At 32.2% G+C, this 19886-nt stretch carries 15 protein-coding genes; 4 read left to right on the top strand and 11 right to left on the bottom strand.

The window, feature by feature from the left end; all coding sequences use genetic code 11:
* Window positions 1-54: 54 nt before the first annotated feature.
* From thrC to thrA, 3 genes are all read right to left on the bottom strand, one after another.
* Entirely contained in the window at window positions 55-1347 is a 1293-nt protein-coding gene (gene thrC / locus DFQ06_RS03620; RefSeq protein WP_133966071.1) for a threonine synthase, read from the bottom strand.
* 99 nt (window positions 1348-1446) lie between these two features.
* Window positions 1447-2367: a homoserine kinase gene (locus DFQ06_RS03615; RefSeq protein WP_042495289.1), complete on the bottom strand. Its 921-nt coding sequence runs from the start codon at window positions 2365-2367 to the stop codon at window positions 1447-1449.
* A 62-nt stretch (window positions 2368-2429) separates the two neighbouring features.
* The gene (gene thrA / locus DFQ06_RS03610; RefSeq protein ID WP_133966069.1) at window positions 2430-4874 is read right to left on the bottom strand and encodes a bifunctional aspartate kinase/homoserine dehydrogenase I; all 2445 of its coding nucleotides are present in this window, start codon (window positions 4872-4874) and stop codon (window positions 2430-2432) included.
* A gap of 343 nt (window positions 4875-5217) precedes the next feature.
* Between thrA and DFQ06_RS03605 the strand changes: the two genes are divergently transcribed.
* The gene (locus DFQ06_RS03605; RefSeq protein WP_133966067.1) at window positions 5218-6771 is read left to right on the top strand and encodes an NAD(P)H-hydrate dehydratase; all 1554 of its coding nucleotides are present in this window, start codon (window positions 5218-5220) and stop codon (window positions 6769-6771) included.
* Between the two features lie 87 nt (window positions 6772-6858).
* On the opposite strand, the gene DFQ06_RS03600 is transcribed toward DFQ06_RS03605, so the two are convergent.
* From DFQ06_RS03600 to DFQ06_RS03580, 5 genes are all read right to left on the bottom strand, one after another.
* The gene (locus tag DFQ06_RS03600) at window positions 6859-7713 is read right to left on the bottom strand and encodes a substrate-binding domain-containing protein (protein WP_042503542.1); all 855 of its coding nucleotides are present in this window, start codon (window positions 7711-7713) and stop codon (window positions 6859-6861) included.
* Window positions 7714-7725: 12 nt separating this feature from the next.
* Window positions 7726-8601, bottom strand: a complete 876-nt coding sequence (locus DFQ06_RS03595; RefSeq protein ID WP_133966066.1) for a nucleoside phosphorylase — start codon at window positions 8599-8601, stop codon at window positions 7726-7728.
* On the bottom strand, window positions 8591-9535 hold the full coding sequence (locus tag DFQ06_RS03590) for a hypothetical protein (RefSeq protein WP_042495280.1): 945 nt from the start codon (window positions 9533-9535) through the stop codon (window positions 8591-8593). The genes DFQ06_RS03595 and DFQ06_RS03590 overlap by 11 nt, the downstream gene beginning before the upstream one ends.
* 3 nt (window positions 9536-9538) lie before the next feature.
* Complete coding sequence (locus DFQ06_RS03585; RefSeq protein ID WP_133966064.1) at window positions 9539-9868, bottom strand: translation initiation factor; 330 nt, start codon at window positions 9866-9868, stop codon at window positions 9539-9541.
* A gap of 69 nt (window positions 9869-9937) precedes the next feature.
* Entirely contained in the window at window positions 9938-10888 is a 951-nt protein-coding gene (locus DFQ06_RS03580; RefSeq protein ID WP_042495274.1) for an isopenicillin N synthase family dioxygenase, read from the bottom strand.
* A gap of 133 nt (window positions 10889-11021) precedes the next feature.
* On the opposite strand from DFQ06_RS03580, the gene DFQ06_RS03575 reads away from it, so the two are divergent.
* Window positions 11022-13013 carry an alpha-ketoacid dehydrogenase subunit alpha/beta gene (locus tag DFQ06_RS03575; RefSeq protein ID WP_133966062.1) on the top strand — a complete coding sequence of 664 codons (1992 nt, stop codon included), beginning with the start codon at window positions 11022-11024 and terminating at the stop codon, window positions 13011-13013.
* Window positions 13014-13077: 64 nt separating this feature from the next.
* Here the strand turns inward: DFQ06_RS03575 and DFQ06_RS03570 are convergent, their stop codons facing one another.
* On the bottom strand, window positions 13078-13632 hold the full coding sequence (locus DFQ06_RS03570; protein WP_133966060.1) for an ExbD/TolR family protein: 555 nt from the start codon (window positions 13630-13632) through the stop codon (window positions 13078-13080).
* A 516-nt stretch (window positions 13633-14148) separates the two neighbouring features.
* Here DFQ06_RS03570 and DFQ06_RS03565 point away from each other — a divergent pair.
* Together DFQ06_RS03565 and DFQ06_RS03560 are read left to right on the top strand one after the other, a co-directional pair.
* Window positions 14149-16512: a hypothetical protein gene (locus DFQ06_RS03565; RefSeq protein ID WP_133966058.1), complete on the top strand. Its 2364-nt coding sequence runs from the start codon at window positions 14149-14151 to the stop codon at window positions 16510-16512.
* 300 nt (window positions 16513-16812) lie between these two features.
* Complete coding sequence (locus DFQ06_RS03560; RefSeq protein WP_133966056.1) at window positions 16813-17490, top strand: hypothetical protein; 678 nt, start codon at window positions 16813-16815, stop codon at window positions 17488-17490.
* An 11-nt stretch (window positions 17491-17501) separates the two neighbouring features.
* Here the strand turns inward: DFQ06_RS03560 and DFQ06_RS03555 are convergent, their stop codons facing one another.
* Together DFQ06_RS03555 and mgrA are read right to left on the bottom strand one after the other, a co-directional pair.
* Window positions 17502-18257, bottom strand: coding sequence for a hypothetical protein (locus DFQ06_RS03555; protein ID WP_133966054.1), 756 nt, complete (start codon window positions 18255-18257; stop codon window positions 17502-17504).
* Window positions 18258-18720: 463 nt separating this feature from the next.
* Complete coding sequence (mgrA, locus tag DFQ06_RS03550) at window positions 18721-19734, bottom strand: L-glyceraldehyde 3-phosphate reductase (RefSeq protein ID WP_133966052.1); 1014 nt, start codon at window positions 19732-19734, stop codon at window positions 18721-18723.
* Window positions 19735-19886: the final 152 nt, after the last annotated feature.

The following is a 19886-nucleotide window of genomic DNA, read 5'->3' as shown; positions in this document are numbered from 1 at the left end:
CTCGAAAGTGTTTAAGTTTGTAAAACCGTTTTTCACGTTTATTTCTTTAAAGTTTTAGCTCAATAAGAAGTCTTTTAAATCATTATAAGTTGCAATTGAAACAGCAACTTTTTCGCGTCCCATAACCGATTGTATTTGCTCAGGAAGTGGTTGTTTTTCTTTTATAACTTTTTCTACAACATCTAAGAATTTTGTTGGGTGAGCAGTTTCTAAAAATACGCAATGTGCGTTAGGGTTATCTTTCAAGTAGTTTTTAGAACCTAAATATCCAACAGCTCCATGCGGATCTGCAACATAATTATATGTATTGAAAATTTCTAACATCGCTTCGCAAGTTTCATCATCTGAAAAACTATAAGAAGAGATGTTTTCTTTTAAAGCACTAAAGTTATTTTTATAAATTTCCTGTATACGAATAAAATTACTTGGTGCACCAACATCCATAGCATTACTAATAGTTTGTACTGATGGTTTTGGCTCGTACTTTTCAGAATCTAAATAACGAGTAACCACATTGTTTTCGTTATTAGAAGCAATAAAATGCTTAATAGGCAAGCCTAATTGTTGTGCCATCATTCCGGCACAAACATTACCAAAATTTCCACTTGGCACAGAAAACACAATGTTTTCGTGTGTATTATGTAGTTGCTTGTAAGCAAACATAAAATAGAAAAGTTGTGGTAACCAACGTGCCACGTTAATCGAGTTGGCCGATGTTAGTTGCATTTTGCTTGTTAAGGTTTCGTCTAAGAAAGCTGTTTTTACCATAGCCTGGCAATCATCAAAAGTGCCATCTACTTCTAAGGCTTTTATATTTTGCCCTAAAGTGGTTAGTTGCATTTCTTGAATATCACTCACTTTTCCGCTAGGGTAAAGTATCACAACATTTACGCCTTTAACGCCTAAAAAACCATTAGCAACAGCACCACCAGTATCTCCCGATGTAGCGACTAAAACGGTAACCTCATTGGTGTTGTCTTTGTTGAAATAGCCTAAGCAACGCGCCATAAATCGAGCACCAACATCTTTAAAAGCCATAGTTGGCCCATGAAATAACTCTAAAGTAGATATATTATCATTAAGCTTAACCACAGGGAAATCGAAAGACAAAGTTTCTTCAACTATAGTTTTTAAAACACTTGCAGGTATTTCTGGTGAAACAAATTGTTTAATAGCTTCAAAAGCAATCTCAGTATGCGATAAATTATCAATATTATCGAAAAATGACTTTGGTAAAGGTGTAATACTTTCAGGGAAGTACAAACCTTTATCTGGCGCTAATCCTTTTATAACCGCATCTTTAAACGATGTGTTTTCTGCTTCTTTATTTAATGAGTAGTAATTCATAATTTATGAAAACCTGCTTAAGCAGGAAACTATTTATTATTAATTTATATTTCTTAAGTGTGATTTTAATTTGTGTCGAAAAGAGGAACTAAATCAAACTTATACTATTTTAACGCCTTCTGTGTTAATTTTAGAAACGTGAATATCAAATTCAATTCCTGTTTTTGCATAAACATTATTAATGGCTTCCTTTATGTTGTTTGCTGTTTCCAAACCTTTGCTCAATGAAAATATTGATGGTCCAGAACCTGATATTCCACAACCTAATGCGCCTGCTTGTAATGATGCCTGTTTTACATCATTATAATGCGGTATTAACTTGCTTCTGTGTGGTTCTACGATAACATCATGTAACGAATCTTTAAGTAAATTGTAATCATTAGTATGCAAGGCATGTACTAAGCTACCCACATTGGCCCATTGGGTTATAGCATCGCTAAGTGCTACTTCTTTTGGAAGTACGGCACGAGACTCTGATGTTTTAATTTCTATCTGAGGATGTATAATGGTTGCGTACAAATCGCTGGGTGACGGAATTTCTAATATTTGAACAGGATTAATACTCTTCACTAAAGTAAAACCACCAAAAAGAGCAGGAGCGAGGTTATCAGCATGTTCGCATTTGCTTGCAATAGCTTCACCTTTAATAGCAAAAGCTGTTAGTTCTGTTTTATTAAACGGACGCCCTAAGAGTTCGTTCATTCCAAAAACACTACCAACGGCACTTGCAGCACTGCTTCCAATACCACTACCAGGTTTTATATTTTTGTAGATTTCAATTTCAAAACCAAAATCGACATCAATCGCATTGTACATGGCTAAAGCCGAAACGCCAGCAACGTTTAACTCAGTTTCATAAGGCAAATCGAAACCAACAATTTTAGTGATAAAAACTCCTTTTTTATCGGTTTTTCTAATCACCATATCGTCGCCAACACTATCTAAACAGAATCCTAAAACATCGAATCCGCAAGATACGTTGGCAACGGTTGCCGGTGAAAATATTTTTATTTCGTTCATTCCAAAAGTTCTTTTGTTATTTCCACGAAGGTGGAAATCTCATCAAGTAATTATTTGCTTATTTAATCGTTTCCTATTCTAATTATATCTGCAAATAAACCAGAAGCAGTAACATCTGCACCAGCTCCAGCACCTTTAATAATCATAGGTTGTTTTGGGTAACGTTGTGTATAAAACATAACAATATTGTCGCTACCTTCTAAATTATAAAATGGGTGTCCTTCAGGAATTTCTTGTAAACCAACACTTGCTTTACCGTCGTTAAATTGCGCTACATATTTTAATTGGCAATTGTTCGCTTTTGCGGAAGCATATAACTTTTGGTAATGTGCTTCGTCTGCAATTAAAGTTTGATAAAAATCATCTACAGAGTCACTTTTCAATCCAGCCTCCGATAAGAAAGATGTGTTTTCAATATCTTCTAAATTCATTTCAACACCACTTTCTCTAGCAAGAATTAAAATTTTTCTAGCAACATCTACACCACTCAAATCAATTCTAGGATCTGGTTCAGTATAACCTTCAGCACCAGCTTTCTTTACAACATCGTAAAACTTAGTTTGATCGGTAAAGTTGTTAAACACAAAGTTTAAACTTCCTGATAATACAGCCTGAATTGAATTTACTTTATCTCCAGAAGCAATTAAATTATTTAAGGTGTCAATAATTGGTAAACCTGCACCAACATTAGTTTCAAATAAATAAGGCGCATTGTATTTTAAAGATAATTCTTTAAGTAATTTGTAGTTTTTAAAATCACTAGAACATGCAATTTTGTTACACGCTACTACACCAATACTTTGGCGTAAATAATTAGCATAAAGGTTTGCAACATCTGCATTTGCTGTAACATCAACAAATATGCTATTACGTAAATTTAATGCTTTAGTGTTTTCAAAGAAACCTTTCAGAGTAGCTTGTTCGCCATCTTCTAGTTGATCTTTCCAGTTTTTTAAATTGATACCTTCTTCATTAAAAATCATCTTTCTAGAATTTGATAATCCAGCAACACGAAGATTAATTTTAAGGTTTTCTTTTAAGTATTTCTTTTGTTGTTTTATTTGTTCAACTAAACGCTCACCAACATTCCCAACACCAGTAATAAATACATTTAATTGTTTAGTTTTAGATTCAAAAAACTGCTCATGTAATGTGTTTAGAGCTTTCTTAACATCGCTTTCTGCTATAACAGCCGATATGTTTTTCTCTGAAGCCCCTTGAGCAATAGCACGAATATTAATGTTGTTTTTCCCTAAAGTACTAAACATTTTTCCGCTTATACCTTGGTGGTTTTTCATTTTATCACCAACAAGCGCAATAATAGAAAGACCGGTTTCAACAAAAATTGGGTCTATTTTTTCTAATGCAATTTCGTTTTCAAAAGCAGCATCAATTGCTGTTTTAGCGCTATCTGCTTCTTTTTCGTCTATACCTAAACAAATAGAATGCTCTGATGAGGCTTGAGTGGTCATGATGACATTAATTTTTTCTTGAGAAAGCGTTTCAAATAAACGTTTAGAAAACCCAGGAATACCTACCATACCGCTACCTTGCAATGTCAATAAGGCAATATTGCTTATGTTGCTAATTCCTTTTACAGGAGTAGACTCTTCAACAATTTCATTAGAAATGACTGTACCAACAGCTTCTGGTTCCATGGTGTTTTTAATATGAATAGGAATCCCTAAACTTAACACAGGTTGTACCGTTGGTGGATATAATACTTTAGCTCCAAAATGCGATAATTCCATCGCTTCTTGATACGAAATCTTAGAGATCGGGTAGGCCTGTTTTACCATTTTTGGATTAGTGGTGTACATACCGCTAACATCTGTCCAGATTTCTAATTGATCTACTTTTAGTGCGGCAGCAACAATAGCGGCCGTAAAATCCGATCCGCCACGTCCAAGTGTTGTTTGTTCTCCTAATTTAGATTTTGAAACAAAACCAGGTAAAATAGTGATATTTTGAACTGCCGTTTTAAAGTAATCTTGAATATTAGCATTTGTGATTTTAAAATCAACTTCTGCTTTTGTAAAGTTAGAGTTAGTAACAACTAGCTCCTGAGAATTTTTTCTATCGGCTGATAAACCACGATTTTTCATAGTTTCAGCAATAATAAAAGAAGATAGTTTTTCACCAAAACTTACAAGTTTATCCGATGTTTTTGGCGACAATTCATTTATTAAATAGATGCCGTTTAGTAAATCTTCTAATTCTTGAAATTCATTATCAACCACTTTCGTGATGTTTTCACCGGTACCCAAGTTTAATTCATTTATAATACTAAAATGAATATCCTTAATTAAGTTTAGCGTGTCTTTATAGCTAATGTCTTTGTTTTGAGCTTGCTTACCTGTTAAAAGTAATTTATCTGTAATACCACCAACGGCAGATACAACACAAACAACAGCATCTGTTTTGCCATGGTTTTCTAAAATACTAATAACTCTATTTATGTTTTCTGAAGAACCTACAGAAGTTCCTCCAAATTTTAAAACTTTCATGTTTTAATGAATTGAAAAATTAAAAAAAATATTTTTGATTATGCGATTTATAAAATCGCATATATTGCCTGAAGAATATATAATTAGCAACCCCAAAGGGTTGTAATGTTTGTAGTTGTAGCCAAAATAGTAGCCGTTCCTTTTGTAGAAAAAGAAGTTGTAGCATTTATATTTTGGTTGAAATGAATCATTATAGTTATATAATATGTTTCAAAAGTATTACTTTTAGCCTTATAAAAAAACTAAAACAAATTTTTTATAGAATTCTTATATAGTAGCGATTTTCATAGAAAAAAATCGACAAAGTTTAAGAAGGATTGAAAAATCAATAATAATACTATTAATGAAAATATTTTCAAAAGAGCAAATTTACGAAGGCGATAAACTTACAGCCGAAAAGCAACAAATTTCATCAACCGATTTAATGGAGCGTGCAGGAAGTCAGATTTTTAATTGGATCGATTTACGTATGCAAGGCGCCCAAGTACCAATACACGTTTTTTGTGGTATAGGTAATAACGGTGGCGATGGTTTGGTTTTGGCCAGACATTTAATTTTAGCCGGTTACAACGTAAATACTTTTGTGGTAAACTGCAGTGATAAACGATCTAAAGATTTTTTAATTAATTACGATCGTATTAAAAATGTAACAAAAAAGTGGCCAACACTTTTAAAATGTAAAGAAGATTTTCCAGCAATAGAACCACAAGATATTATTGTAGATTGTGTTTTTGGAATTGGTTTAAATAGGCCTGTAGATGAATGGGTTAAGAATTTATTTCTTCACTTTAGAGGGTCTAAAGCCTTTACTTTGGCTGTGGATATTCCTTCAGGATTATACACAGATAAAGCTGTTACAGATGAAGATGCTGTTGTACATGCTGGCTATACGCTTAGTTTTGCTTCACCTAAACTTGTTTTCTTTTTGCCAGAAACGGCTAAATATACGGTACAATGGGAAGTTTTGGATATTGGTTTAGATCCTGAGTTTTTATCGACTACACAAACAGAAGTGCAATTAATTGGTAAGAATGAAGTATTACCTAACTATATACCTCGCGAAAAATTTTCTCATAAAGGGCAATTTGGGCATGCTTTAATTATTGGAGGTAGCTATGGTAAAATAGGTGCTGTTTCTTTAGCGAGTCGTTCGGCACTTTCGGCAGGAGCAGGTTTAGTGACTGCTTATATTCCAAAATGTGGTTATAACGTTTTACAGACTGCTTTGCCAGAAGTTATGGTAATTACAGATGCTGATGATGAAAAAATTACAAATATAGCATTTGATATAGAACCAACCGTAATAGGTATTGGGGTTGGTTTGGGAACAGATACTAAGTCTCAGAAAGCTTTTGAAGCCTTTTTGAAAACCAATAAAACGCCACTTGTTATAGATGCTGATGGTATTAATTTACTAGCTAAAAAGAAAAGCTTACTAAAACAATTACCAGAAGAAACTGTTTTAACTCCGCACCCAAAAGAATTAGAACGTTTAATAGGTAGTTGGGAAAACGATTTTGATAAGTTAGAAAAAGTTAAAGCCTTTTCTAATAAATATAAAGTTATCATAGTGGTTAAAGGTGCTAATAGCATTACTGTTTTTGATAATACACTTTATGTTAATACCACCGGAAATCCAGGATTGGCTACAGCCGGAAGCGGAGATGTGTTAACGGGTATTATTACAGGTTTAATTTCTCAAGGTTATCATCCTGTAGTAGCATCAATTTTTGGCGTGTACTTACATGGCAAAGCTGCAGATATTGCTGTTGAAGATTATGGTTACCAAAGTTTAATTGCTAGTTATGTTATTGATAATATGGGGCAGGCCTTTATCGATTTATTTAAACAGCCAGAACTACCGGAACAAGTAGAAGCAGAGGAGCCAAAACCTTAAACAACCTACCTATACCAAGATTTCTAATAAATAAAAAAGTTCATTTAAACATTTGTCTAAATGGGCTTTTTATTGCTTTATAAGTGATTATAATTTGTGTGTTAAGGTTTCGTAATTCACTATTTCAGGAATAATATTTAATGCAAATAATTCCTTTTGCACATTATTCAGTGTCTTTTTGTCTATTAATTCCTGAGACCACTCTGTAATGCCTAACCATTCTTGAACATCGTCTAATTGTTGCTCATAACGGTTAGCTATAGTTTTATCTATACTTGGGATATCTTTAAACTCTCTAGTCGTGTTATTAATTATATCAAGAATTGTTTTTAATTCGGCTTCATTATTTTTTATAAAATCTTCACGAACTGCAATTACAAAACAAGGCCATGGAGACGGACAATTATCAATTCGCCTAAAAATACCATTATCTACTAAAGGTTTAGTCGTGAATTTTTCCCATAAAAAGTAATCGCCTCTACCTTGAGTTAAGCCTTCTACAGCACCATCAAGATTTTTTATCACTTCAAAATCAAGATCTTTTTCTAAATCCCAGTTGTGGTTTTGTGCATTTATATATGCCATTAAATGAGAACCAGACCCATAACGGCTAATAGCTGCTTTGGTTCCTTTTAAATCTGCTACGGTTTTGTATGTAGAATTTTGCGCGACATGCACGCCCCAATGTAATGGTGTTTGCACAAATGTTTGCACAATTTTACTAGGGTTTCCAGCAATGATATCTTTTACAATACCCTCTGTTAATATCACGGCAATATCAATATCTCCATCGCGCAACGCTTTACACATGGCGCCAGTGCCTCCATAATAATCGTGCCAACGAAGGTTTATGTTTTCATCTTTATACTCACCTTCTTTCAGGGTTAAATACCAAGCTAAATTAAAGTGTTCTGGCACACCGCCTATATTTACTTTTGTCATGATTATGAGGTGCTAAACAATTATTTTATCTAATGAAAATTGAATTAAACTATTAACGATTTTTTCAGGGTTTTCGCTGAAGGTACCGTTTGCTCTATTCGCGATAATAGCGTTAAGTGATACTGCACGATGCCCCAATAGTTTAGATAAACCGTAAATGGCAGATGTTTCCATTTCAAGGTTGGTAATGCGGAAATCGTTGAATTTGAAACTATCAATTTTGTTATTCAATTCTGAATCTCGAAGCGGTAAACGAAGCACACGACCTTGAGGACCATAAAATCCGTTAGCCGTAACTGTAATACCTTGATGAAGCTTTACATTTTCATCTTTAAACTTTTCAGCAAGTTCATTACTTTTTTCAACAATAACAGGTGTCGATTTGTTTTTATCCCAATCGCTATGTGCAACAAAAGCATCCTCAATATCAGGATGCGAAATGTGTTCTGTTTGATAAGCATGAAGCATACCGTTTATATCCATACCGTGAGAACTCATTAAAAATGAATTAACAGGAATATCACTTTGTAAAGATCCTGAAGTTCCTATTCTAACAATATCTAGGCTAACCAAATCGTTATTAATTTTTCTAGTTTCTAGATTTATGTTTACTAAAGCATCTAGTTCATTTATAACAATATCAATATTATCGGCACCAATACCTGTAGAAATTACAGATAAACGTTTACCTTTATAAAGGCCTGTTTCTGTTTTAAACTCACGTTTATGAGTTGAAAATTCAATTGAATCGAAATGCTCGGTTATTTTTGAAACACGATCTGGATCACCAACAAAAATGATGGTTTGTGCTATATTTTCGGGTTTTAAATTTAGATGATAAACACTACCATCTGGATTTAATATAAGTTCAGATTCTTTAATTGGCATTCGATACAGTTTTTACTAGTTTGTTTAATGGTTTACTAAATTGAAAATCATACTTTTTAACACCGCCAAAATACATTTCACTATCAATTTCTTTTGAAAAATTATGCTGACTTAAAAGTGCCTCGTAACCATCTCGGTTTAGAGTAATACTATTTTCTTCATCAATTAAAAATACGCTCAATTTATCAATAAATCTGGCCAATTGTAAATCACGATAGCCGTAATAACCTTGATAGTTTAAAGCATAACCCAATAAATGATGTTTGGATTTAATAGTATTGTCTCTAACAATTTCAAGAATGTTACGTTCTAAAATGTTTAAACCATCTTTAGAGTTTGGAAAGCGCTCTAAATGGGCTTTTAAACAATTACTTAAATATTTAAAACTCGAGCTTTTTACAATAAATGGTTTTAATAAATTATGGTCTTTTCCGCAGTAAATACCCCAAACGGTAGTAGCCATATCTATATCATCTTCATTTAAATCAACTTTATTTTTGTATTGGTTTATAAGTTGAGATGTATTTAATTCGGTTAATCCGGTAAGGCTTTTATTACCAGGAATGCGACCGCTACAAACTAAAGATATAGGAAGTTTTATTTTTTTCTGATGAATAAGGCTAATTACAGCCAGCATGTTGATATGCGAAAACAAATCGTAATCGAACCACAAGATAATTTCCGAATATTTAACTTCCGCATCATCTAGTTTTTCTAGTTCAATATCTACTTTCTTTAAATCTAAATCCACATCATAAAAATCATGTAAAAAGGTTTTTCGAACTTCTATCGATTCTTTACAATGAATGGTTTCTAATGTAGGACCTTCACAAAATAATTCTTGCCAAGTTAATTGTTCTCCTGGAATTTCTAATTCCGTTAAACGGCCAGACAGATGTCCGCTGTTTGTAATATGCAGTAACTGTTTGCTCATAAATTAACCTCCAACGCGTTTTACGTTAAACCCTTTTTCTTTTAACATGCCCATAATTTTATCTCTGTAATCGCCTTGGATAATAATTTTATCGTCCTTAAAACTACCACCAACACTTAGTTTCGTTTTAATTTCTTTTGCTAAAATTTTAAAATCTTCGGTAGCGCCAGTATAGCCATCTAAAATAGTAATAGGCTTTCCTTTACGCTTTTCATATTTACAAAGTATGGGTTCGTCTTGCATCCATATATCAGATGTGTTCTGCTCACTTTCGGGAGTTTCTTCTTCAATATGTTCTGGAAACAGGTTTTTTAATTGGTCTTGTAAATCCATAATTTATTTTTGGGTGGAAGTATGAGTCGTAGTCATTGATTTTTCAACTAAAAACTACAACTTAGGTATTTACTTTTTCTTTAATCCTAATTCAATTAAGCGTTCGTTTAGAAACTCTCCGGCTGTAATATCATCAAATTGTTTCGGGTTATTTTCGTCAATACAACCTTCTAAAACATCTAATTTCATGGCACTAACTGGGTGCATAAAAAAGGGAATAGAATAACGAGATGTTCCCCAAAGTTCTTTAGGTGGGTTTACAACACGGTGTATAGTCGATTTTAATTTATTATTAGTGTGTCTTGAGAGCATATCTCCAACATTAATCATTAACTCATCATCTTCAGCAATAGCATCAATCCATTCACCTTTATGGTTTTGTACTTGCAAACCACGACCTTGAGCACCCATTAAAAGGGTAATTAAATTAATGTCACCATGAGCAGCAGCTCGAACAGCTTCTTTAGGTTCTTCTGTAATTGGTGGATAGTGAATTGGGCGCAAGATAGAGTTCCCGTTATGTATGTAATTATCGAAATATGTTTCTTCTAAATTAAGGTGTAAAGCCAAAGCGCGTAAAACGTACTTGGCTGTTTTTTCGAGCATTTGGTAAGTTTCCTTTCCTATTTTATTAAACTCTGGAAGCTCTTCAACTATTACATTTTCTGGGTATTCCGCTTTCAGTTCGTCATTATCATCAACATACTGTCCAAAATGCCAAAATTCTTTTAAATCGCCTTCTTTTTTACCTTTTGCACTTTCTTTTCCGAAAGAGATGTAACCACGTTGTCCTCCAATTCCTGGAATTTCATATTTACGTTTAGTTTCAGTATCTAACTCAAAAAAGTTTTTTACTTCTTGGTATAAATTTTCAACTAAAGTATCATCTAGAAAATGCCCTTTTAAAGCAACAAATCCAATTTCTTCATATGCTTTACCAATGGCATCTACAAATTGTTGTTTTTTGTCGATATCGCCAGAAATAAAATCTTTTAAATTAACGCTAGGTATAATATTCATTATAAAATAATTTTAATCAATGTAATACAAATGTACAAAAACATTGGGGAGTTTAGTAATCTCTATTTCATATTCATATTTCTGATAATTATTGATAAATACGTTATATTTACTACAATAAACTGATTATATTATGACTTCAGGCCAATTTAATTATCAAAACCATAATTTAGATAACGTAATTCTATTAGCACTTTACAAGAATATGCTAAAACCGAGGCTAGTAGAAGAGAAGATGCTTGTACTGTTAAGACAAGGGAAAATCAGTAAATGGTTTTCAGGAATTGGCCAAGAAGCGATTTCTGTTGGGGTAACTATGGCTTTAAATTCTAACGAATATATTCTGCCAATGCACCGCAATTTGGGAGTTTTTACAACAAGGGAAATCCCGCTAAGCCAATTGTTTGCGCAATGGCAAGGTAAAGCTTCTGGTTTTACAAAAGGACGAGATCGCTCGTTTCATTTTGGTACGCAAGACTATAAAATTATAGGCATGATTTCGCATTTAGGCCCACAATTAGGTGTTGCCGACGGGATTGCTTTAGCATCTAAGTTGAAAAATAAAAATGAAGTTACAGCTGTTTTTACAGGAGAAGGCGGAACGAGTGAAGGCGATTTTCATGAGGCTTTAAACGTCGCTTCGGTTTGGGAATTACCCGTTTTATTTTGTGTTGAAAATAATGGTTACGGATTATCTACACCAACAAACCAACAGTATAATTGCGAAAATATTGCCGATCGCGGACTTGGGTATGGTATGGAATCGCATATTATTGATGGTAATAATATTATTGAAGTTTATTCTAAAATGAACACAATAGCAGAGAGTGTTCGTCAAAACCCAAGACCTGTTTTAATCGAATTTAAAACCTTTAGAATTCGAGGTCATGAAGAGGCGAGTGGTACAAAATATGTTCCAAATGATGTGTTGGATATGTGGTCTGAAAAAGATCCGATAACTAATTTCGAGTTATTTTTGAGAGATAGCAATATTTTAAATGAAGAAGAAAATAAACGGTTAAAAGCAGATATTTTAAATGAAATTAATAAACATTTAGATATAGCATATAGTGAAGATGAAATAATACCAAATGAAGCTAATGAGTTAAACGATGTATTTCATTCTTTTGAAAATAAAATAGTTAGTAGTTGTTCTGGATTTAAAGAAATACGTTTTATTGATGCGGTTTCCGAAGGTTTAAAACAAAGTATGCAACGTGATAACAGTTTAGTTATCATGGGGCAAGATATTGCAGAATACGGTGGTGCGTTTAAAATTACCGAAGGTTTTATTGGAGCCTTTGGAAAAGATAGAATACGGAATACACCCATTTGCGAATCAGCTATAATTGAAACCGCTTACGGTTTATCTATTGCGGGAATTAAAAGTATTGTAGAAATGCAATTTGCCGATTTTGTGAGTTCTGGTTTTAATCCTGTTGTTAATTTATTGGCAAAATCGTATTACAGATGGGGACAAAATGCAGATATAGTGATTAGAATGCCATGTGGTGGCGATGTTGGAGCAGGCCCATTTCATTCGCAAACCAATGAGGCTTGGTTTACTAAGACGCCGGGATTGAAAGTGGTTTACCCAGCATTTCCATATGATGTTAAAGGATTATTAGCTTCATCCATAAACGATCCAAATCCGGTGCTATTTTTTGAACATAAAGGCTTGTATAGGAGTATTCGTCAAGAAGTTCCAGTAGATTATTTTACACTTCCAATAGGGAAAGCTAATTTAGTGAAAACAGGAAAAGACATTACTGTTATTAGTTATGGAGCAGCCGTGCATTGGGCTTTAGAAACTTTGAAAAAGAATCCTCAAATTTCCGCCGATGTTATTGATTTAAGAACATTACAGCCTTTAGATTTAGAGGCTATATTTAATTCAGTTAAAAAGACAGGGAAAGCTATTATTTTACAGGAAGATTCGTTGTTTGGAGGTATTGCTAGTGATATTTCAGCACAAATTATGGAGCAGTGTTTCGAGTATTTAGATGCGCCTGTAAAGCGTGTAGCGAGTTTAGATACGCCAATTCCGTTTTTAAAAACTTTAGAAAATCAGTATTTACCAAAAAATAGATTTGAAGCCGAGTTGATAGCAATTTTAAAGTATTAATATAAAGAATATTGAGTTATTCTGTTGCCGCAAAAGAACTCAATATTCAAACTAGTAATAATTTTTACTTCGTTTCGGCTTCTGATAGGATAAACGGGTAAGCTTTTTTAACCTTCTGTAAATCTTCTTTACTCAAATTATCAACCGATTTCTGTAAAACATTAGCAGCGTAATTGCTTCTTAATTCAAAATAAGCTTTAGATAATTCATTTTGAACCGCCACAAATTGCTTGTAAGTAGTTTGTTGTCCGTTTTGAAGTGAAACCACAGCATCTTCTGGATTGTCCGATGCATTGGGGAACTTATTCCCATTGCAATACAAACAAGTACCGTCACCGTTATTATCCAAAAAGGCTTTTGTAGCCTCTTTTAAATCGGCTAGATTAACCTTTTCATTTTCAACCATAATTTCATCATTATTATTAATAACAATGCGTAAAATGTTGCGCTCATGTTTTAAGCTTTCACAATCTCCCGTTGGGCATTCGGCTGGCAAAACCCGATTGATTCCTGCATCGGAGGAAATAGTTGCGGTTACTAAAAAGAAAATTAGTAGTAAAAATGCAATGTCGGCCATGGAGCCTGCATTAACTTCTGGTGCTTCTTTTGAATGTCTCATAAATGTTAAAATTTAAATGTTAATATGAAATCAAGACACACAAAAACAATACCATAAAACGAAAAGAACTACTACAAAAATAAGATAGCAGTAGTTCTTTTAACTTCTATTCATGGAATACAAGAGGTTTTAAATCAGTTTATAACGTGTGGGTTTAATGCGAATGTCCTTCCATGCCTCCGGATTTTTTTAATAATTCACCTTTTAAATAATGAGAGCAATCGGTAACGATGTTAATGTTAAAATTATTGTTTTAAATAGTATTGATGTTTGTATGAGAGAAATTATAGCATTTTTTAATTTTGACATTAAGCGCAACATCGTTAATGAAAAAACTTAAAAAATAGAGGAGTAAGAAAGCTTTAAAGTTGAGAGAAATCTATGAGATTTTCGATATAGATTTTAATAATATAAAATCGTAAACGTAAAATATAAAAGCAATTTAAAATCAAACATTATCATTACAGCTTATATTTTTTCTGTAAATTTGTGTCAGTAATTTCGCAAATCAACTTTATGAAAAAACACTTTCTTTTACTTTTATTATTTCTTAATTTTTTTTCAACAGTTTTTTCACAAATTAAATCTTCTGAGGATATAATAAAAAAATATGACGAATATTTTGAATTGGAGCGAGAAACAATTTTTACGCATTTCAATAAATCCAGATTTTTTGAAGGAGAAGAAATTTGGTTTAAAACCTATATTTATAACAATAACTATCAAATACCTTTCGAGAGTACAACTAATATTTATGTTAGTATTTTTAATGAATCAGGAAATATTATTACTTCAAAACTTCTTTACGCCTCAAAAGGTTATGCCAATGGAAATTTTTTAATTGAAGAAAAATTCACTCCCGGAATTTACTTTGTAAAGACAAGCACTAATTGGATGAAAAATTTTAAGGAAGATTTGTCTCACGTTCAAATGATTGAAATTATTGGTGATAGGCAAGAAGATAATGTAAATTTAGTAAGTGAAAGTAAATATGATTTACAGTTTCTGCCAGAAGGCGGCCATATTGTTGAAGATGTTAACAATACTATTGGTTTTAAATTATTAAATAATAAAGGAAATGGAGTTGCAATTAAGGAAGGAACTGTTTTTGATGAAAACAAAAATATAATTACAACTTTTAAGAGCAATCAATTTGGGTTAGGGAAGTTTTCATTAAATGCCAAAGCAAGCACTAATTACAGCGTTAGCATTTCTCTAGCAACTAGTGAAATCATAACAAGACCAATTGGAATAATTGAGAAAAAAGGTGTCTCTTTTAAAGCAGCTGTTACAAATAACGATAACGTAATAATCGCTTTAGAAACCAATAATTTTACTATACGGGATTTAATAGGTAAATCTTATTATTTGTTAGTACATAGGGGAGGACAAATAATAAAATTAAAAATTGATTTTGTAGAAAATCAACTAAAATATTTTCTCAGGTTAAAGAAACCAGAATTATTACCAGGTATTAATATACTTACTTTAGTTAATGAAAATTACAAACCCGTTGCTGAGAGATTGGTGTTTAATAATTTAAAAACACCAATTAAAGAAATCATGGTAGAAGGTATAGAAACTCAAAAAGATTCGAGCACGGTGAAACTTAGAACAAATATCAACACAGAGATTAATCCGAGTTTTAGTGTATCAGTTTTACCTGCATCAAATGAATCATATAACAGTCAATCTACAATAATGACATCATTTTTATTGACTCCTTATATAAATGGAAATATAGAAAACCCGTATTATTATTTCAGTAATAACGATCACAAGACGCTATATGATTTAGATTTATTATTATTAAATCAAGGATGGAGCAGGTATAATTGGGATGACATCTTCAAAGCGCCACTAAGCGTTAATTATGTATTTGAAACAGGGTTCGTGATAAAGGGAAGTCTAAATAGTTATAAACAAAAAGCAGGAGATTTGATAGTGCTATCTTCATCAGAAAATCAAATTCATGAATCTGGCATTATTGAGAATTCAACTTTTACTTTTGAAAATTTATTCTTTGCGGATGACACAAGTATTAATTTTAGTTTAAAAAACAAAAACGGAAAATTAACCAAGCCATTTGTATATGCCAACATATTCCCGAAAAGCATTAATGATAACTTACAAAATTTAAGTGCTTATAAAAAAAGTATATTAGAGATACAGCAAATAGACGAAACAGGTAATAATCTCAACTTAAATTTTAAATTAACAGAGCTATTAGACACCATAGTTTTCAAAGTTCGACCTAAAGATGAGATACCTAAAAACAAGCCACTTATATCGATGCATGGCGCAAAATATATCAATTTAGTTGAGTTTGATTTTCAAAATGAGCCTATAGTAAGTATAATTAGAAAAAATGGATTTGATGTTGTTACTACGTTTGATAATGTGTTTATTAAGACAAGACGAATAGTACCTGGAAATTCAGTACCGTCTGTTTATATCGACAATATGCCATTGTTTGATGATTTTAAAACATTGTTAAATCTAAGAGTTTTAGATTTGGAAGACATGTATATTAGTCGCATGCCAAACCCAGGTGATTCACCAGCTGGAACCATCAAAATTTTCACCAGAAATGGTCAAGGTTTAAGTACTATTGGAGATGATTATCAGACGATAGACAATCTTTTTGGTTTTTCGATACCTAAAGAATATTATCAGCCCAATTACATAAATACCACTTCTAATACGTTCTTAAAGTTTGGAACCATTCATTGGATACCAAATCTTACACCTAATGATGAAGGAGAATTAACTTTTAAAGTGCCAAATTATGGTTCTGATAATGTAAAAATTTATATTGAAGGTATGTCTGCTGAAGGTTATTTATGGTCTAAAGTAGAATCTATTAATTTAAAAAAATAGCTTATACTCTTCAAAAAAACAAAGGAGCTTCTTTGGCGAATTAGTTTTATAAACCATTTAATATTCTTATAAATATAACCTTGCTTTGTAGAACTAGGTTCAATTTTAATCAAAATTTAATATTTTGTCGCTAATAATCATGTAATAATAAACGTTGAAATGTTTTAGGAACGGTTATTGTATTAATTTTTTCCTAAATAGAAACGGGGATAATTGCGATTTAAATGATAACAATTATCTTTGAAACATAATGAAAACAATTTTTGTTTCCTATTATAATTAAAAGACGCCGACAAACCAATGAAGTTTCATTTTTCATTTTTTATATTTTTAGTTTTTACTATCTCTAGCTTTGCTCAAATAGATAGTAGAAATAAGTCTACGCCATTTCCTGTTATTGAAAGCAAAAAAGATTCTTTAAAAGCCGAAATACCAAAACCATCTACACCTATTGAAGCCAAAGCAGACCCTTTAAATGGTTTGAATGCACCAAGAGTTTCAGTAGATTTAAGTATGCCTAAAAGACAATTATCTATGTTTCCGGAGGAAGAATTCGGAAATCCAGGCGAGCTATATACTAAAAACTTAGACCGACAAGCCAAATCTGTATTGCCAGATGGTTATGGTGAAAATAGTGGTTTAAAAGAAGATGCTTTTTGGGGCGATTACCATACAAAATCGTTATCGGTACAGATTAAGTATAGAGATCACAGTGCTATTGATGGCGATTTATTGCGTGTTTATGTTAATGGTGATGTATTGAGATCTAACGTGTATTTAGGTAGGAGTTTTAGTGGTTTTACTTTGAAGTTGGAAGAAGGATCTAATAAAATTGAATTCTTTGCTATAAACACAGGTTCTTCTGGACCAAATACTGCTGAGTACCGTATAGTTGACGAAACTGGTGCTGTTATAGCTAGCAAAGTTTGGGCGTTAGAAGCAGGAGTGAGAGTTACTGTGGTTGTGGTTAAAGATTAGACGAGGATCTTTTAATTATATCTTCTTTTAGTAACCAAATATTCCTCTCCATTTACCGTTTTATACTTTTTAGTCCAAAGACCTTTTTTGTTGTATTCATATCTAAAATACTCATATTCATATAAAAGTGGTCCGCCAGTAATTTGAATGGGAAACTCTTGTTTTGGTTCAAATGCTCTATGAATTTCAATTACGTTATTATGCTCGTCGTATTTGTAATTAGTTATAGATTTTTCATTCTCAGGCTTAGGAGAAATATCACTATTTTGATAATCACTGGAAGTAGTAGATTTGATAATGTTTCCTACAGTATCATACACAAGTAGTTCTCTAGTGAAGGGTTTAAGCAAAACTAATTCCTCTGTTTCAATCAGTTTTGGTTTTCCGAATTCATTGAAATCGGAATATTTTTCAGTCTTTCCAAAACTATACTCTCTTCTTATTAGCAAAGAGTCTTTATATACCAATTTTATATTTGAAACATTATTTTCATTTTCTTTATTAATATTATAGTTGTTAATTTTTTGCTCAATGTTTCCAAATTCATCATATTCAAATTCTATTCGGCTTCTTAATTCACTTCTATAATAATTTTCTTGTATAGTAATTAGTCCATTAGAAAGGTAGTATTTCGTTTTCCATTTCTCCTTTTCTACGTTGCTCTCAATATAAGAATTGTACTTGCTTAATAATTCCTTATCGCTTTTTTGAGCAAAAGAAATATTAAAAAATAAAAGTATTATAATGAATGGAAGTAGTTTTTTCATTTTGATAATCAATGCATTTTTATTCTGTTGGATTTATGTTTTTAGTCTCTATAATTTACTTTCTAAAAACAACCATTATTCTTTAAACTAAACAAATTTGAACCCATTGTTTTTCAATTGGCAATTTTAGTAACCTACTTATAAAAGGGAAGCCTGATTTCCAAACTTTTAAGCTATCTTGATTCTTAAAATCAATTAAATATTTCCCTTTTTCTAGAACATCAAGAGTCATGATTTTTTTTGCTCTTTCCCCATCTTGATAAGATTGTACGCGCCATTGTGTAACTTTTGGGTTAATTACTCTTCCCGTTAAAGTATTTGTAAGAGAAAAAGTAAAATCGTCAACAAGAACATCCCAACCACATAAACATCAAAAGTGCCAGTATAAAGTTCAATTTCAATATCTGATTCGATTATTCTTATTGGCTTAATCATATTTTCAGTATTAAAACACTTCGCCTTTTTAAGAAAGCACCTCTTCAATACGTTTTAATTCTTCCTCTGTAAATTCTAAATTATCTAAAGCCTTTACATTTTCTTTTAATTGATTTGCAGAACTCGCACCAATTAATACCGATGCCACTTGCTTTTGCCTTAAAATCCAAGCAATAGCCATTTGCGATAGTTTTTGTCCGCGAGATTCGGCAATTTCAGCAAGTTTTTTAATCTTTTCAATATTTTCGTTTACAGTTTCAGTATTTAAATACGTTAAATCTTTTGCCGCTCTCGAGTCTTTAGGAATACCATTTAGATATTTATCGGTAAGCATACCTTGGGCTAGTGGTGAAAAGGTAATACAGCCAACACCGTTATCTTCTAAGGTATCCAAAAGGCCATCTTCAACCCAGCGATCTAACATAGAATATCTTGCTTGGTGCAATATAAAAGGCACATTATATTCGCGTAATAATTCGGCTGCACGTTGTGTTTCTGCTGGCTGATAATTAGAAATACCAACATATAAAGCTTTCCCTTGTCGAACAATATCAGCAAGCGCTCCCATAGTTTCCTCTAAAGGTGTATCAGGATCTGGACGGTGATGATAAAATATATCTACATAATCCAAATTCATACGTTTTAAACTTTGGTCTAAGCTCGAAATTAAATATTTTCTAGAACCTAAATTACCATAAGGCCCAGGCCACATATCGTAACCTGCTTTGGTTGCGATGAACATTTCATCTCTATAATTTTTAAAATCATTTTTAAATATGGTACCAAAGTTTTCTTCGGCAGAACCGTAAGGAGGGCCGTAATTATTGGCTAAATCAAAATGCGTAATTCCTAAATCGAAAGCACATCTTAACACTTCTCTGGCATTTTGTATATTATCAACAAAACCAAAGTTATGCCATAAACCTAAAGAGATGGCAGGCAGCAATACTCCGCTTTTTCCAGACCTTTTGTAGGTCATGGTATCATATCGTTTTGGGTTTGCTAAATAGCTTTGAACTCCAGACTTATCGTTAATTTGCATATTCTTATTTTTTTGATACTGTAAATGTATAAATTACTTTTTATATTTAGTAGAAAGCAGTGAAATCAAACTTCATTTAAAATTTTCATCAAGAACATACCATAAAAACCCTTTAAAGGTGTTATTTTTGCAGCCACTTTAAAGAATATTTC

It is taken from the genome of Algibacter lectus, assembly GCF_004368925.1.
Classification (GTDB): domain Bacteria; phylum Bacteroidota; class Bacteroidia; order Flavobacteriales; family Flavobacteriaceae; genus Algibacter; species Algibacter lectus.
Note: the sequence above shows the minus strand (reverse complement) of the source record. Positions and strands in the feature narration are given on the sequence as shown.

Coding starts and splice junctions, on each gene's coding strand:
- thrC (WP_133966071.1), bottom strand. CDS start 1,347: ATGAATTACTACTCATTAAATAAAGAAGCAGAAAACACATCGTTTAAA.
- DFQ06_RS03615 (WP_042495289.1), bottom strand. CDS start 2,367: ATGAACGAAATAAAAATATTTTCACCGGCAACCGTTGCCAACGTATCT.
- thrA (WP_133966069.1), bottom strand. CDS start 4,874: ATGAAAGTTTTAAAATTTGGAGGAACTTCTGTAGGTTCTTCAGAAAAC.
- DFQ06_RS03605 (WP_133966067.1), top strand. CDS start 5,218: ATGAAAATATTTTCAAAAGAGCAAATTTACGAAGGCGATAAACTTACA.
- DFQ06_RS03600 (WP_042503542.1), bottom strand. CDS start 7,713: ATGACAAAAGTAAATATAGGCGGTGTGCCAGAACACTTTAATTTAGCT.
- DFQ06_RS03595 (WP_133966066.1), bottom strand. CDS start 8,601: ATGCCAATTAAAGAATCTGAACTTATATTAAATCCAGATGGTAGTGTT.
- DFQ06_RS03590 (WP_042495280.1), bottom strand. CDS start 9,535: ATGAGCAAACAGTTACTGCATATTACAAACAGCGGACATCTGTCTGGC.
- DFQ06_RS03585 (WP_133966064.1), bottom strand. CDS start 9,868: ATGGATTTACAAGACCAATTAAAAAACCTGTTTCCAGAACATATTGAA.
- DFQ06_RS03580 (WP_042495274.1), bottom strand. CDS start 10,888: ATGAATATTATACCTAGCGTTAATTTAAAAGATTTTATTTCTGGCGAT.
- DFQ06_RS03575 (WP_133966062.1), top strand. CDS start 11,022: ATGACTTCAGGCCAATTTAATTATCAAAACCATAATTTAGATAACGTA.
- DFQ06_RS03570 (WP_133966060.1), bottom strand. CDS start 13,632: ATGAGACATTCAAAAGAAGCACCAGAAGTTAATGCAGGCTCCATGGCC.
- DFQ06_RS03565 (WP_133966058.1), top strand. CDS start 14,149: ATGAAAAAACACTTTCTTTTACTTTTATTATTTCTTAATTTTTTTTCA.
- DFQ06_RS03560 (WP_133966056.1), top strand. CDS start 16,813: ATGAAGTTTCATTTTTCATTTTTTATATTTTTAGTTTTTACTATCTCT.
- DFQ06_RS03555 (WP_133966054.1), bottom strand. CDS start 18,257: ATGAAAAAACTACTTCCATTCATTATAATACTTTTATTTTTTAATATT.
- mgrA (WP_133966052.1), bottom strand. CDS start 19,734: ATGCAAATTAACGATAAGTCTGGAGTTCAAAGCTATTTAGCAAACCCA.